This is a genomic window from Bacteroidia bacterium (assembly GCA_041391665.1).
Classification (GTDB): Bacteria; Bacteroidota; Bacteroidia; order J057; family J057; genus JAGQVA01.
This window is the reverse complement of the sequence record JAWKNO010000001.1, coordinates 543,548-558,463: the sequence shown is the minus strand read 5'-3', so window position 1 is coordinate 558,463 and position 14,916 is coordinate 543,548. Positions and strand designations below refer to the sequence as shown.

Sequence of the window (14,916 nt, the reverse complement as noted above, 5' to 3'; positions counted from 1 at the left end):
TATACTAAATAGCATCTGATTTATTCGATTTTTGCTAGCTTTGCATCAAACATCTATTAATGGCGAAATTGACAAACTTAGAACCTCTTTCAAACCTGTCTCTAGTCGATAAAGTCGAAATCCGTTTAAGGCAATATATAAAGGAGAACAGCCTGAAAATAGGGGATTCCATACCCAAAGAATTAGAGTTGGCGGAGGCATTGGGAGTGAGTCGAACGGTTATCAGGGAAGCTATATTAAGGCTCAGGACAATCGGGATGATCGAATCAAAAAAGCATAAGGGTATGGTCCTTACGCAGCCTGACATTATACATAATTTTGGGAAAGTACTTGAGTCTAATTTATTAGGCGAGGACACGCTCCGCGATATTTTTGAATTGCGGTTAATCCTTGAAATGGGTATGGCTGATTTATTATTTGCCAGAAAAACAGAAAAAGATATAGAGGAATTATTAGAAATCGTTTCTCACGAAGACGATAACGGAGTTGACTCCACTATTTTTACGTTGGAGTATGAAGTAGCCTTTCACGGAAAGTTGTATCAAATATCGAACAATAGCACTTTACAGCGATTTCAGGATCTTTTATTGCCGGTTTTCCAATACGTTCATGCTCATAAGTTACCAGATGAAAACAAATTTGTGTATTCCTCCGGTAAATTTATTTCACACAGAGACTTATTAAACCATTTAATGAATGGCACGCCAGAGTCTTTTCGAATAGGTATGAGGCAACATTTAGAACCGCATTTTGAGCGGGTACTGACAGGCTTTAAATCCTGATTTTACCCCTGCTTTCTTTTGCAGAACCTTGATTTTATTTACACATATACGGAGACAGGCCCATCGCATTGAGTTCTTTGCTGATTTCCAGGTATGCCTCATCGGTCAATGTCGTGTGGGGAAACCGACTGGGTCCACAATCGATACCTAATATTTTCATATAACCTTTAGCGACGCCGTTAAAACCTCCTTTAGCGTTTAAACTGTCAACAAACCGCATAGCTTTTGCCTGCAATGCAGCGGCCTGCTCAAGATCACTCTGTTCAACCAACTCCTTGATTTTATAATATAAAGGGGCCAGGTGATTGTACGTACTGCCAACCCATCCTTTAGCACCTAAAGGCAAACTTGAGATAAAAATTTCATCAACACCAAAAAGAACATCATAAGCCTGATCTTGAAAATCAAGACAGTATTTATAATCGATTAAATTGTTTTTGGTAAATTTTAATCCTGCAAAATTGGGAATTACCTTTGAAGCTACACCCATAAAATCAATCATACGAAAATCTGCCCCTGATAAATCGGGAATATGGTAGTAATAGAATGGCAAATCAGGAGCGCAGGCAGCAATAGACGCGCAATATTCGACCAATTTCGCCATGCTGTTCAGTCTAAAATAAAAGGGCGCTAATGCAGCAATCGCATCCACCTTATTGGCCGCGTGGGTAGTCAAATCCATTGCTACGTTCAGGCTGGTATGCCCTACATGGTTTATGATTTGAAAACCATCGGGCTTATTTTGGGACCAGGCATCTACGATGAGCTTGCGCTCTTCTACGGTCAATGACGCAAAATCCCCGGTAGATCCATTGATAAAAGCACCTGCTACTTTATTGTTTTGCAGAAAATTGCCATAAGCTCCTATAATATCAGGATTCAATGAAGCATCTTTCTTCATTGGGGCGTAGGTGGCAGCGATTAAATGTTTTAATCTCAATATGGTAATGTTAAAGATCGTCGCAATTGACTAAATGGATGTTATTTTAAAAACGCAAAGGCTGAGGAGAGTTGAAACTTCAACTCTCCTCTGACAGGGTGTGTGATAGCGTATGTTTTTTCTAACGCTACAAACACAACGACTTTAATTAATTATACCCGGGAGTTTGAACCAACGCAGGATTTCTGCCAATCATATCGGTTGTAATGGGTAATAGAAGTTTATATTCATCGCCGGGGTTTAGAAAGCTTATATTGTCAATCACAAAACTACTACCCGCTCTTCTCAGATCCCACCAGCGTTTACCCTCACCAATAAACTCCTTATAACGCTCATCTAAAATGGCGTTGGCATTCTCTATTTGCGAGCCATTAACATACCCATGTATGGCTACATCATAATTTGCACCATAAGCTCTTTCCCTTATCGCGTTTATCTCTCCTGAGGGATCTTCACCCAGAAGGTTTTTAGCTTCAGCTAAAAGCAGGAGTACATCTGCATATCGATATACAGGCACGTCATTTTCAAATACGCGATCAGAACCAATTACCTGACCTAAAAACTTATTAAACACAGAGCCAAAATAGGTAGGTTCGTTATAGGAAGGATAACCGGCACCGCCATTGTCATCGACATACAACCGAATAAAGGTAGCCGCTTTACGGCTGTCGTTATTGTCATCCAGCAGCAACAAGGTTTTTTCGGATTGACCATATCTGTTAGCCCCGGCGATAACAAAACTGGCCATAGAGCCACCCATATCATCATACGTAGGGTTAATTTCCAACGCCCTGCCGGTCAGGCTATTGTAGACATTAGAAGCCTCATCTCGTTTATATTGAACAGCAAAAATAAACTCATTGTTTGTCTCTTTTCCCACCCCCCACAAATCGGAGATAGTTGGTGCCAGGCTTATCCCCAGCGATGCAATTTCCTGCAGCGCGGCTTTTGCTTCCGCAAAATCGGCAGCCCCCCCTCCCAGCAGATTTCCGGACCAGATGTATACATCTCCTTTAAGCGCGAGGGTAGCGGCTTTCGACCAATATATTCTGGTACCTTGAAAAAAACTTTCATCTGAGCCAAAGGCACTGAGAGAGGCAGCCAGATCTGCTTTTATTAAGTTCATCACTTCGCTTTGCGAGGATCTTGCTTTGCTTAATGCAGAGGGGTCTATAGTGGTTAAAGGCTCCAAAATGATTGGCACGTCACCCCAGGTCTTTAACAGTGTATAATAGTACAACGCTCTTAACCCATAGGCCTGACCCAACATATGGTTTTTATCTCCTTCATTCACAAAACTCACATTGGGTACATTTACCAAAAAATCATTGATCCTGTGAATATTTGTGTATAACCCTGCCCACCCGCCAAAAGGTGCGGTGGTGACCGTAATATTCGATTCTATCAAGGAGATATCAAAAGGGGACTCGAAGGTTCGGCCTCCCCAAATATCACTCCTCATTTCACCTAACAACCAAAAGTTTCCTGCTTGTGATCTTAAGTTTGCATACATGCCGGTATGGGCAGTTATGGCTCCTTCTTCGGTATCCCAGAATCCAGAAGCTGTCAATTCACTAGGGGCTACTAAATCAAGCTCATTTGCACATGAACTGAAGATAACCGCAGCGACTATAATAAATAGATATTTCTTCATTTTTTTAAACTTTAAAATGTCAGGTTTGCACCTACGGTAAATGTTTTGGGAAGAGGGAAAGCGCCAAATTGCACACCACCAATTTCGGGGGTATCACCACGCATACTTTTAAAGTAGTGCAAATTGCTACCGGTTACATAAACACTCAGGTTTTTGAAGGTTTCCTTAAAATACTTTGAGGGAACATCATAGCTAAAGGAGACTTCTCTTAATGCTAAATAATCTCCTTTTTCCCAGAACTGGCTATTCCCCTGAGTTTGCAAACTAGCTGTGGATTCACTACCTCTCCAAACATTTTTTGTACCATTCACAAAAACAAAACGCGGCCAGTCTGTATCAGTATTGGTTGGCGTCCAGGAGTCCAGCACTTCTACTGGTTGATTTAAATTTCCTTGCGTTTGGGCGTAAGACTTATTTCTGATATGGTTCCAAACCAAATACCCGGTAGCAAAATCTGTTTTAACATATAAATTGAAGCCTTTGTATCTCAGATTCGTAAATAGGCCCCCTATCAAATCTGGCGTAGTACGCCCGATTACCTTTCTGTCCAGGTCATTGATAATGCCATCATTATTAATGTCAGCCCATTTCACATCCCCTGCCCAACGCTGATTTGCACTAAATCCCGGCACCAGTTGATCAGTAATTGCATTGTCTGCATCCGCGGCTTCCTGGTTGGCATAAACACCTTCTTGCATATAAGCAACTACAAGATCGCTACCTACGCGTTGCCCTTCCTGCAGGCCGCCTACCCATTCTTCTTTACCCGTCTCAGGGTTCCAAATCAGCGAACCTCCCTGCCGGTTTAATTCATTATCATTTTCAGGAAGTTTGGTTACGAAGTTTCTATTTCTTGTAACGGTGGCACCAGCACTCCAGGTAAAATCGTTATTCCGGATTATATCCCCATTTACCTCTAACTCAATCCCCTTATTTCTAATGCTTCCGTTATTCGTCAATATACTACTAAACCCAGTGTAATAGGGCAAGGTAAGATTTGCCAGCTTATCCTTAATATCTCTTGAGTAAATGTCGGTGATAAATGAAAGTCTGTCATTAAAAAATGACACGTCTAGTCCCACGTTAAAGGTGGTTGCTTTTTCCCACAACAGGCCCAAAGTAGGCAGTGTGGAGTTGGCATAACCCGTTTGTCCATTATAAACGCCCTGGCTTCCATAGGCTCCATAAACACCATAATTGCTTAATATATCCTGGTTGCCATTTACACCATAGCTTACCCGTGGTTTTATCTTTGAAACTACCTTGCTGACAGAAGATTCCTGAAAGAATTTTTCATTGTGCAGATTATAGCCAAAAGATACGCCTGGGAAAAAGCCAAACTTATTATTTCCCAGTCGGGACGAGCCATCATTTCTGAAGGTAAAGCCCAGTAGATATTTATTGTCAAAATCATACAAAAATCTGCCAAATGTAGAAACGATTATATATTCCGTTTCAAAGCTTGTAGGAATACCATTCGCTTCGGCACCTGCATTCAGTGTGGTAATCAAATCTGTTGGCGAATTTCTTGTCCCCGCCGATGTAGTGAAAAAATTATCCTTAAAATATTCAGTTCCAGCCAATACATTAAAATTATGCTTGCCGATTTCTTTTCTATAATTTAAGGTACCTGTCAGCTGCTCTCTCAGGGTTCTGTCTAAACTCACGGAAGCCTCCCTGCCTGTAATCAGAGGATTAGTTGTAGTACTTCCCCTTCTATAGGCTTTATTAAAGCTAGAGTTGTGGTTATTGATTGCAAAATGACTTGCATCGACCGACAAGGTTAAGTTGTCAAGAATATCCCAGTCAAGGCCAACCGAAGCTGCCAGACGTTGTTCTAAATTATCTCGGACAAACTTATCCTGGTAGTATAAAGGGTTACCAAAACCTTGATTTTGGCCCGTACTATAAATATCTGATAAAGTGCCATCAGGGTTGTTGTCATAAGTTCTTGAGGTATTTGGCTGGCCTTGAAACCTCCTGAACACGGTTGCATCATCGCCCAAAGGACTTAAATTTAAGTTAGAATGCGAGTACAAGATATTTGAGTTGACTTTTACCCGATCTGTAACCTTATAAGACCCACTAAACTTACCTGAGTATCTTTTAAAACCAGAACCCAAAATCAATCCATCATTATCTAAAAACCCTAATCCCAGATAATAAGAACCATTTTCGTTACCTCCGTCAAAAGATAAATAATGATCTTTTGTAGTGCTGGTTTGATAGATTCGATCACCAACACTTGTATTATTATAAAATAGGATTTCCTGACTGGGATCTAAAATATCAGGAATAGACTGCCATCCGGGTTGATTCAACAAATATCGGTTGTCAGGCGTCAACAGTTGTGTGGTAAATGGAGAATTGGTTGTATTGTTCCCCGTTCCGGCAGCATTCGACCCAGTTAAAAAAGCACCAAATTGATTAGGCAGATTGGCCGCCTCCCGATACCATGCAATCCCCTGTCTGTTGTAGTTGATAAAATCTTCAGCATCAACATACTGCTGGTCATTTCTTTCATTATTGCTGCTGTATTTAAACTTATAGTTAATAGAAGATTTTCCAACCTTGCCAGTTTTAGTGGTTACCAAAATAACCCCATTGGCAGATCTTGCTCCATAGATGGCCGTTGCTGCGGCATCCTTTAACACTTCAATAGATTCAATATCGTCTGAATTTAAGGCATAAAATGAACTTGGAATACCATCTACCAAAATCAAAGGAGATCCTGTACCATCAAAATTAGTTCCACCACGCAAAATAATTTGCGGCGTAGAGCCGGGCTGCCCCGTAATATTTGTAACCCTCAGACCTGCGATTGTGCCTTGCAGCGCGGTTCCTGCATTGGATCTCGTCGAGGTTTCCAAAATCCGGGGGTTCAGTTTTGATACGGATGTGGTTAATTTCGCTCTCGATTGGTTGCCATAACCCGTTATCACAACCTCATCAAGCTTAGCATCATTTTCAACAAGCGCTATATTCAAAGTGGATGAGGTCAAAACGGTCGCTTCTTGCGAAATGAATCCCAAATAGCTAAACACCAAAATATCCCCAGTATTTGCATCAATGCTGTATTTTCCTTCAGAATCAGCCAATACTCCGGTTGAAGATCCCTTGATTATGATGCGTGATGCCGGTAAGGGAACATTATCACTAGCGGAAACAACTGTTCCTGTGATTGTAATTGTTTTGTCCTGCGCTGAACTCGAAAGCGGCAGGCTAAAAAACAACCCCAACACCCAAAAGATGGTAGTTAAGTACCTTTTTTTCATGCTAAATGTTGTTAAGTTGAAAGAGCATATTGATATGTATTATGTTATACATAATGCAATTATAGACTAATAATTCATATCTTCAAAAAGATTTGAAGGAACTTTTAACTTTTTTGCCAAAAAGGGATTGCCGCCTATATGAGGGGCGGGTCATAGTGGGTATGAATAGCGGCAGGAAAAATTCCTGAAACTATCTCTCAGAAAGGATTTTTTCTATTTGAGCCTTAGTAAGGCCGGTTAACACGACTAACACCTCTGTAGACAGGCCCTCTGCTGCGCCTTTTATCACAACCTCCATCTTTCCTTCCATCTTTCCCTCAATCTTCCCTTCAATTTTTCCCTCAATCTTCCCTTCTTCTCTTGCCAGGTCTAAGGAGTTTTTCAAATCCCGGTAGTATTTCAAACTGTCTTCATAGGACAATAACTCCGCTCTGCTAAATTTAGCTATTTCAGCAACTTCAAATAATCGCTCAAATATTTTTTCTCTCAACTTTTCGGGGATCCGATCCAGGCGATTTAGGTTTCTCAACACGTACAGCCACTTATCAAACCGGGTTTCGAGTTCATCTATACTCTTCTGGAATTTGGGCATCTCCAGATATATAAACGTGAGTTTATCGTAGAAAACCTTGCAAGTTTCTATATCCGTCAGCTTTACATCATAACGGTATTTTCCCATTTCTGACTTATCCTCCTCAAAGACAAAATCCAGAATCGCAATCGTGTACACAGACTTAAGTTCGTAATTCCAGTCAGCCTTTTTCGCCTGTTCACGAATCGGAAAAGTCGAATAGTAAAGTGCCCGGTCTTTGAAAAAGTTCTGCTTGGATTTTTGCAACTCGACAATGAATTTTTCTCCTCGTTCATTTTCGCAGTATAAGTCAAAAATAGCCCGACGGTCAGCATCCCGAGACCCAATATGCTCATTCTTCAGATAGGTCAGGTCTTTAATTGGGCCCTCCTGCTCTTTGAGCAGTTCGTTGAGAAAGTCCAGCAACAAATCTTTGTTTGGCTCCTCCCCAAATAATTTCTTAAATCCAAAGTCTGTAAAAGGGTTTATATATTTCTCTGCTATCTCACTCATTTCCGGATTTTTGCTCAAACAAATATACAGATTTTCTGCACATTTTTTCCATTGCCATCCCCCCAAATCCTCCAATAGCATAACACACCAAATCGCTCCATCTGAATCCATACCCCAATATCAGCCCGCCCAGCTTATAACTCCTCAACGCCATGATCCAGTCTGCCTTACAGAGTTGCGTAAACTCTATCGCATAACAAAAACCCATACTGAGTATGGCTACTTTTATAGGTTTCATTGTCGGAAACATAAATCCCGCAATAAAATAGTACATAACCGTATATAACACATCTCCCAGATAAGGATATATGCATTCGGGAATAAACCTCGACCGGGACAACAACCCTGCCCCGATGGTAATGAGTATGAGCAAGAAATAGTAAAAACGGTTGCGGGTCATTAATTTTTTCCCTTTTACCTTATATTTTTTACTTCAAAACACGGAGCAATACCACCCAGTCCTGCCCGTATTCTGCCAATGCTTCCCCCAGTGAAACTATACTCCCTCCGGAAACTTCCCTGAGGCTTCCGACTTGCAATTCTCCGCCATTGCGTGGGTCATACCACTGCACAGAAAATGTGCCGCGTTGGTCGCTAAGGTCAAGATTGGCCGTGCCGCCTTCTGTCAGGTAAACGGCATACACTTCTCCGGCTTTCGCAAATACATAGTTTCTCTCTCCGCTTACTTTTTCATCGGCACTTTGCATTTCAGAAAAAGGTAATTGCTGTTGGAAAAATGTCAGCGCGTGGCGGGTATAGTCCCACATCCGGTCACGAGACCGCCAGTCTTCGCAGCCCAGATCATTGTGCGGATTGAGGTAACCAAAATACCACTCAACCCCTGCCCCACCGGCCATTAGATTGCCCCAGAGCACTTCTGCGCGAACAGCGGCCTGGTTATTATCTTCGCGGTCATCTGGGTCCGTGCCCCGGTTGGCAGGGCCGATTTCGTCCAGACATACAACCCAGGGAAATCCGGCTTTTGCGGATTCTGACACCCAGTGTTTTGTTTCTTCGTGGGTATGTGCGGGATTATGCACCTGTATGGAAGGGCCGTCCATATTGGGATCGCCCAAAAGGGGGGTAAACTGCGCATGCCGGAGGCTGTCGTTTGAATGCGTGTGGATGACGACGAGATTATCCCAGGGATCGGTCTTTTTCATATAAGCCACCATCGCCTGCCGCTGTTCGTGGCTCTGCCCGTTGGGGGAAAAACTGGCAGGGCCATTTTCCTCGCCCATATTCCAGGTTACGCCCAGATGGTGGCCAAAGCGGGCGATGAGTTCGCGATAGTAGAGTTTTCGTTCAAGGCCGGTATCGCCATCGTCGAGCAGTTTTTCGTTTTCCGTTTCCTGTGTTACCACATGGAGCATAAGGCCCAGGTGATCCATATGGTCGAAGACGATTTCCCACTGGTCGAGTTTGCTGCAATCAAAGCGCAGCCTTTCGCCATAAGCAGTATAAGGCCATACGTCTTTTCCATCGCCGCCGATATTCATGGTGAGGAAATAGACCGAGTTCATGCCTTTGGATGCGAGATAATTAAGCGCCCCGATCATTGTTTTGCCTTTTCCTCCCTGCCAGGTTGGGTCGCCGTCTTTCCAGTCCTGTAAATGGGGTTCATAGTGGTGGAGTACATCGCGGGGATTGGCTTCGCCCTCTCTTCCTTCGGCCATTTCGGCCCGAAATGTACCGTCAAAATCGGTGTAAGCCAGAAAATTTTCAGGACTGTCGGCTCCGCCTTTCAGGAAGTACCGCCCCGATCCGGCGTATTGGAGGTAATGCCCCGGCACGCGGCGGATTTTGCCTTCTGCGCTTTCAGCTGCGGGCAATACGTGGATACGCCCTTTCTGGCCGTCGAAGGCGACGGATTGGCCTGCCTGCGGGTCATCGGAGACTGCAATATTTTTCCCCTGCCGAAAGGAGACTTCGTAAGACCAGTCTCCCGGCGCATCAGGGCGAAATCGCACCTGCCAGACAGCACCGGTGCTGTCGCTGGTTTCAGCGGCATTCCCATCCGCAGCGTAAAAGCCGGGCACTTCATAGACCTTGTCTCCCTGCGCAAAACGAACCACCAGGCGGTAGTCGAGGAAGGGATTGGCATCGGATTGCTCGGAAGTATGAGGTCCGGTGAAGGAAATCGTGAGTTTTTCCCACTGGCGGACTTCGTAAGAAGGTGCGGGGGACTGGCAGCTTGTCAGGGCCACAAGAATGACGATGGTGAGGGCGATGTAGCGCATGGTAGAGAATTTTTACAGGCTGAATATAACCACTATTCTTTTCTCAGCCAGCCTAAAATGCGATGGTTGTCAATCTGCCAGTTGTTACCCCGTTTTTGGAGAGAATAGGTTATGCGGGACTTCCCGAAACGTCCAGGGTTTTGTTGAATAATCTCTACCTCTTTATCGCTCACAGCTGAAACAATGGCCACATGGCCATATTTGTTAAAAACCGTTTCCGATAAAACAATCAAATCGCCAATCTGGGGTTTGGATCTTCCCGGATTGCGGTATTGCATCAAATCTCGTTTTGTATTTTTCTGGCCATCTTTCAGGTTTCGGTCAAAGAAATCTTTTGCATGACCATATGTATCCGGCATCTTGTGGTTAAGATGTTCGTAGTAGTAACGTTTTACGAACTCAACGCATTGGTATTTTAAGCCCAAATTGTAGCTGTCATTGGACATATTGCGACCGGATACATGGCCAATAGCTCCATTATAATAGACTTTCACACTGTTCAGGCTATCTATTGGCTGACCAACTGAATAGTATAGGTTTAAACTAAAACGCGGTAAAGCCATTAACCCACACAAGATTAAAATCGAAAAAACCGATAGGAACCCGAACCAGCGTTTCATTCCTGAAAAGTTTTTCTTGAAAGCTGATCGGCCAGCTTAAGTAAAGCCGGCATTCTGTAGCTTCCATGCATATTTTTTATGCAGGAAGCAGCCATTTCATCGCTTATACCAATGGCGGTTATATAAAGCGGTTTTTCGCTCTGACCCCGAAATACTTCTATCGCCATGTCCATATTCCTGAACTTACTTTTTGCCACTCCGATAACAGGGATTTTGGGATTGAGTTTTTCGTGCAGGTAATATCCCAGCCCGGGAGCATAGTCGTCTGACAGATAACAATATCCGTCAATAATGATGCAATTCAGCGGCTCTTTTACAGTAGCGATAAGTGAAAGTAGCGGAGGAAGCTCGCGGAGATAAAATTTGCCGGGAATATAGTCCTGTATATCCGCTGATACCAGAGTATAGATATTAGCAGGAACGGCATCTTTCCATTCTGTAAATATTACTGCTGCGGCTGCGGCAGAATGGGGAGCATATTGCACATCGAGGCAGGCGATCATATTTTGCTTGGAAAGACCCATCTGCGCCAAAATTAAGAAAAAATCAATTTTTGACGCGAAAGGAGGTTGATTTTACGACAAATACTTTTTGCCCTCACCTACTTTCCCCAATTCTCATCTTCTGTACAATGGGTAACTCTGGGCATTACGACGAAGCCCGTATGTACTTTTGAAATATCGCAGAGCATCGGTTTCTTAACAGCCCAAGGGAGCAATTACAGATGGTCTTAACGGTGACCGTTGTTGTTATAATCTATGGAACTGCCCTCGCGATTTATTGCTCAGGAGGTCCCTCTCTTTTTCAATTCGGCACTTACCCCGCTCAAAATCGCGGCGTTAGAGGAGATTACGACAACCAGCATCGCTACAGAAACAGTTGAAAGCGTTTTTGTAGGATTCCAGGTTCCGGCAATAAGGCTGTATACGAAGTAAATACCAAAAGCAATGATCAACCCGGCCATAATAGATATAATGGTAGTGATGGTTTTTTTCTGCTTTTGAAGTTCTTCAACTGTATAGTCTTCAAGTTTCTTTTTTGCCATAGCGCTGAGTTTTGGTGTGAATATAGAAAATGACAACTAAAAATGAGCAAGATTGTTCGGGAAATATTTGATTCCCTGTTTCATCGCTCCCTTTTAGTCGTAAAGTCAGAAAATCCCCAAAACTCATGCAGCATCTTCTGTTTTGTCCCCGTCTTAAGGGAAACAAACAAACTTTAATTTATTTGTATGAAAACGCAGATAAAAATCCCCGCTTTCCTGATCATTTTCCTTTCAATGGCTTTTTTCAGCTGTGATAAAGAGGATGTTGACCCATGTATCGACAAAAGCAAAATATGTATCACCTGTCTGTGTACAGCTGACTACAATCCCGTATGCGGCTGTGATGGTGTTACTTATTCTAATCCATGTATGGCTGAAATCAATGGTGTAACGAGTTATACTGTAGGCCAATGCGGGGTAAACTAAAAACCGCTCCATCCCGCAAATTGCAGAATGAAGCGGCTGAAACTCCAAAATTACCTAGTTTTAATTCATAATGATCAATTTGTGATTGCTCATATTTTCTCCGGAAATCACCTGTACTAAATAGGTTCCGGAAACCAGATCGCTTACGTTCATCTTCGTACTCCCAAGTGAAACCATATTTTCACGGATTGTCTTGCCTGTGGTCAAATCTACCAGTCTGATTGTTGCCTGTGTGTAGATTTGATCCGCAGGTATTTCTATTTGTAACCATCCTTCGGTTGCGGGATTGGGATATACCTGGCTATTGATTGCTGCTTCGAATGCAACCCCTGCTTTCCGGTTTGCATTTACCGAACAACCAGTCTGAAGTTCGAATGCACCAATATCTCTCGTACCGTTGAAGACGATCATTCCGCGCTGGTCAGCAGAATTATTGCCCGGATCACCGGCGTCAATTGCCGGACTTCCACACAGCAGGGCATGTGTCTGGGTTGCTCCGCCGTTATTGGCCAGTACATCCAGCATCGGATCTACAGGACTTGCAGCTGTACCAGTTATATCAGTGGATTTGGAGGGGAAGATTGCCAGATCATCCTGACCTACCAGATTATAGCCGAGCGACTTGATTGTTCCTGCGGAAAACACATCCTGTCCTGAGCCTGTGCCCATATTTCCGGCAATAAGGGTACTCTTAAAAGTAACCATATCTGTGGTCATATTTTGCGAAAAACCTCCACCGTTGCTCATTGCCATGTTCTGAGTAATGGTGCTGCCTGAAACGCTCAATGTCCCTGTATTACTGATACCGCCCCCCTGATTGCCGGAGCTGTTGCCCGATATAGTGGTATAGAGGATCGCAACACCGCCATTATTGTTGTGTACGCCGCCGCCATTGCCCATCGCTCCGGAAGAGAAGTTATTGGAAATAGTTGATAAGGTAATTTTCAGGGTCCCGCCATTGTTGAATATGGCACCTCCGCCATCATCAGTTGCAGGGCCATTGGCCATATTGCCGTCAAGCGTGACACCTCTTACGGTCATTTTTCCGCTGCCATTCCACAACCCGCCACCTTCTCTGGCAGCAGTATTCCCGGTAACCATTCCGCCTGAGATCAGCATATCGCCTGCACCGGTAATATGTACTGCGCCGCCATTGCCGGGAGCTGAACCAGTAGAGTTGCCGCTGAGGGTTACGTCTGTGAGTCTCACAACGGTAGCCGCACCCGAATTGTCTTCGATTCCCCCACCCGCACGGTTGGCGTGGTTCATCGAGATGGTACTGCCGATGACGGTCAGTGTACCCCCTACTTCGTTCATCACTCCACCGCCGCTGCCGCTGGCTCCGTTGGCTGAATTGTTTGTGATGGTTGTGCCGTTTTTGATCGTGAGTGATCCGCCGTTGTTGAATACGCCACCGCCGCCCTGATCTGCAGGTGCACCGCTGGCTATATTTCCGTCGATAACCGTTCCGGAAATGACCATTTCCCCGCTGCCATTCCACAACCCGCCGCCTTCGGCGGTGGCAGTATTACTGGTAACCATTCCGCCGGTAACCAGCATATTGCCCGGGCCGGTGATGTGCACAGCACCGCCGTTGCCGGGGGCCGGACCTGTGGTATTGCCGCTCAGTATTACATCCGTCAGCCGTACAACCGTAGCCGCACCCGAATTGTCCTCAATACCCCCACCCGCACGGTTGGCGTGGTTCATGGAGATGGTACTGCCGATGACCGTCAGTGTACCCCCCACTTCGTTCATCACTCCACCGCCGCTGCCGCTGGCTCCGTTGGCTAAATTGTTTGTGATGGTTGTGCCGTTTTTGATCGTGAGTGATCCGCCGTTGTTGAATACGCCGCCACCGCCCTGGTCTGCAGGTGCACCGCTGGCTATATTTCCGTCGATAACCGTTCCGGAAATGACCATTTCCCCGCTGCCATTCCACAACCCGCCGCCTTCGGCGGTGGCAGTATTACCGGAAACCATTCCGCCAGTAACCAGCATATTGCCCGGGCCGGTAATATGTACTGCGCCGCCATTGCCGGGAGCTGAACCAGTAGAGTTGCCGCTGAGGGTTACGTCTGTGAGTCTCACAACGGTAGCCGCACCCGAATTGTCTTCGATTCCACCACCCGCGCGGTTGGCGTGGTTCATGGAAATCGTGCTTCCGATGACTGTGAGCATACCGCCAGTATTATTGAGGATTCCTCCTCCGCTGCCGCTGGCACCGTTGGCAACGTTGTTATTGACGGTTGTTCCGTTTTTGATGGTGAGGTTACCGGCAGCATTTGCAATTGCACCCCCTCCTTCACTGGCGGCATTTCCTCCAGCGGTATTTCCCCAAAAAGATGAACCATTTACAGTAAGTTCTCCCCCCATCAGGAAAATTCCACCTCCGCTGACAGTTGCCATGGAGTTGGTAACCACGCAGGAGATTAGCTGTACGGAAGAATTATCTATCATCATTGCCCCACCGTTTCCGGCTGCATTCCCATCCGTCAGTTTCAGATTTTTGAGGATTACTGTACCTGCATTGGATATGGAAAAAATACGGCTGAGATTATTTCCACTGATCATTGTCTGGGAAGAATCATTCCCCACAATTGTCAATGATTTGTCAATCAGGATTTCTCCCGATATAAGGGTGAAATCCATACCGTTGGTAGCCGGTGCAAATTCGATTATATCTCCGGGCATAGCGCTGGCGACAGCCTCACGAAGAGAGCCGGGACCATTGTCAGAGGAATTGGTAACAATGACAGAAGCAGATTTAGCCGTCTGCGGAAATAACATCGCGGACAGCAGGATGATCAGTAGAGATGTGATAAAATTTCGATTCATGGGACGGGATTT

12 protein-coding genes are annotated in these 14,916 nt (G+C 44.7%); 2 read left to right on the top strand and 10 right to left on the bottom strand.

Translation table 11 applies throughout. From position 1 onward, the window contains the following. The first annotated feature begins 59 nt into the window (after nt 1-59). Nucleotides 60-782 carry a GntR family transcriptional regulator gene (locus R3D00_02240; GenBank protein MEZ4771972.1) on the top strand — a complete coding sequence of 241 codons (723 nt, stop codon included), beginning with the start codon at nt 60-62 and terminating at the stop codon, nt 780-782. Between the two features lie 34 nt (nt 783-816). Here R3D00_02240 and R3D00_02235 read toward each other — a convergent pair whose 3' ends face one another. From R3D00_02235 to R3D00_02195, 9 genes are all read right to left on the bottom strand, one after another. Then, on the bottom strand, nt 817-1,722 hold the full coding sequence (locus tag R3D00_02235; protein ID MEZ4771971.1) for a dihydrodipicolinate synthase family protein: 906 nt from the start codon (nt 1,720-1,722) through the stop codon (nt 817-819). 148 nt (nt 1,723-1,870) lie between these two features. After that, nucleotides 1,871-3,376 (bottom strand): RagB/SusD family nutrient uptake outer membrane protein, encoded by a 1,506-nt coding sequence (locus R3D00_02230; GenBank protein MEZ4771970.1) that lies wholly within the window; start codon nt 3,374-3,376, stop codon nt 1,871-1,873. A gap of 11 nt (nt 3,377-3,387) precedes the next feature. Continuing rightward, nucleotides 3,388-6,651 (bottom strand): SusC/RagA family TonB-linked outer membrane protein, encoded by a 3,264-nt coding sequence (locus R3D00_02225; protein MEZ4771969.1) that lies wholly within the window; start codon nt 6,649-6,651, stop codon nt 3,388-3,390. 190 nt (nt 6,652-6,841) lie between these two features. Next, complete coding sequence (locus tag R3D00_02220) at nt 6,842-7,735, bottom strand: Rpn family recombination-promoting nuclease/putative transposase (protein MEZ4771968.1); 894 nt, start codon at nt 7,733-7,735, stop codon at nt 6,842-6,844. Then, entirely contained in the window at nt 7,728-8,135 is a 408-nt protein-coding gene (locus R3D00_02215) for a DUF2809 domain-containing protein (protein MEZ4771967.1), read from the bottom strand. The genes R3D00_02220 and R3D00_02215 overlap by 8 nt, the downstream gene beginning before the upstream one ends. Nucleotides 8,136-8,163: 28 nt before the next feature. Continuing rightward, entirely contained in the window at nt 8,164-9,975 is a 1,812-nt protein-coding gene (locus tag R3D00_02210) for a DUF5060 domain-containing protein (GenBank protein ID MEZ4771966.1), read from the bottom strand. 32 nt (nt 9,976-10,007) lie between these two features. Continuing rightward, a complete protein-coding gene (locus tag R3D00_02205) occupies nt 10,008-10,538 on the bottom strand; it encodes a CHAP domain-containing protein (GenBank protein ID MEZ4771965.1) in 531 nt (176 codons plus the stop codon). A 53-nt stretch (nt 10,539-10,591) separates the two neighbouring features. Continuing rightward, nucleotides 10,592-11,119 carry an endonuclease V gene (locus R3D00_02200; GenBank protein MEZ4771964.1) on the bottom strand — a complete coding sequence of 176 codons (528 nt, stop codon included), beginning with the start codon at nt 11,117-11,119 and terminating at the stop codon, nt 10,592-10,594. 260 nt (nt 11,120-11,379) lie between these two features. Then, on the bottom strand, nt 11,380-11,640 hold the full coding sequence (locus tag R3D00_02195) for a hypothetical protein (GenBank protein MEZ4771963.1): 261 nt from the start codon (nt 11,638-11,640) through the stop codon (nt 11,380-11,382). Between the two features lie 186 nt (nt 11,641-11,826). Here R3D00_02195 and R3D00_02190 point away from each other — a divergent pair, with 186 nt between their 5' ends. Next, nucleotides 11,827-12,066 (top strand): Kazal-type serine protease inhibitor domain-containing protein, encoded by a 240-nt coding sequence (locus R3D00_02190; GenBank protein ID MEZ4771962.1) that lies wholly within the window; start codon nt 11,827-11,829, stop codon nt 12,064-12,066. Between the two features lie 60 nt (nt 12,067-12,126). On the opposite strand, the gene R3D00_02185 is transcribed toward R3D00_02190, so the two are convergent. After that, a complete protein-coding gene (locus R3D00_02185; protein ID MEZ4771961.1) occupies nt 12,127-14,904 on the bottom strand; it encodes a choice-of-anchor Q domain-containing protein in 2,778 nt (925 codons plus the stop codon). Between the last annotated feature and the right edge of the window lie 12 nt (nt 14,905-14,916).

Coding starts and splice junctions, on each gene's coding strand:
- R3D00_02220 (MEZ4771968.1), bottom strand. CDS start 7,735: ATGAGTGAGATAGCAGAGAAATATATAAACCCTTTTACAGACTTTGGA.
- R3D00_02185 (MEZ4771961.1), bottom strand. CDS start 14,904: ATGAATCGAAATTTTATCACATCTCTACTGATCATCCTGCTGTCCGCG.
- R3D00_02230 (MEZ4771970.1), bottom strand. CDS start 3,376: ATGAAGAAATATCTATTTATTATAGTCGCTGCGGTTATCTTCAGTTCA.
- R3D00_02225 (MEZ4771969.1), bottom strand. CDS start 6,651: ATGAAAAAAAGGTACTTAACTACCATCTTTTGGGTGTTGGGGTTGTTT.
- R3D00_02195 (MEZ4771963.1), bottom strand. CDS start 11,640: ATGGCAAAAAAGAAACTTGAAGACTATACAGTTGAAGAACTTCAAAAG.
- R3D00_02215 (MEZ4771967.1), bottom strand. CDS start 8,135: ATGACCCGCAACCGTTTTTACTATTTCTTGCTCATACTCATTACCATC.
- R3D00_02205 (MEZ4771965.1), bottom strand. CDS start 10,538: ATGGCTTTACCGCGTTTTAGTTTAAACCTATACTATTCAGTTGGTCAG.
- R3D00_02210 (MEZ4771966.1), bottom strand. CDS start 9,975: ATGCGCTACATCGCCCTCACCATCGTCATTCTTGTGGCCCTGACAAGC.
- R3D00_02190 (MEZ4771962.1), top strand. CDS start 11,827: ATGAAAACGCAGATAAAAATCCCCGCTTTCCTGATCATTTTCCTTTCA.
- R3D00_02200 (MEZ4771964.1), bottom strand. CDS start 11,119: ATGGGTCTTTCCAAGCAAAATATGATCGCCTGCCTCGATGTGCAATAT.
- R3D00_02240 (MEZ4771972.1), top strand. CDS start 60: ATGGCGAAATTGACAAACTTAGAACCTCTTTCAAACCTGTCTCTAGTC.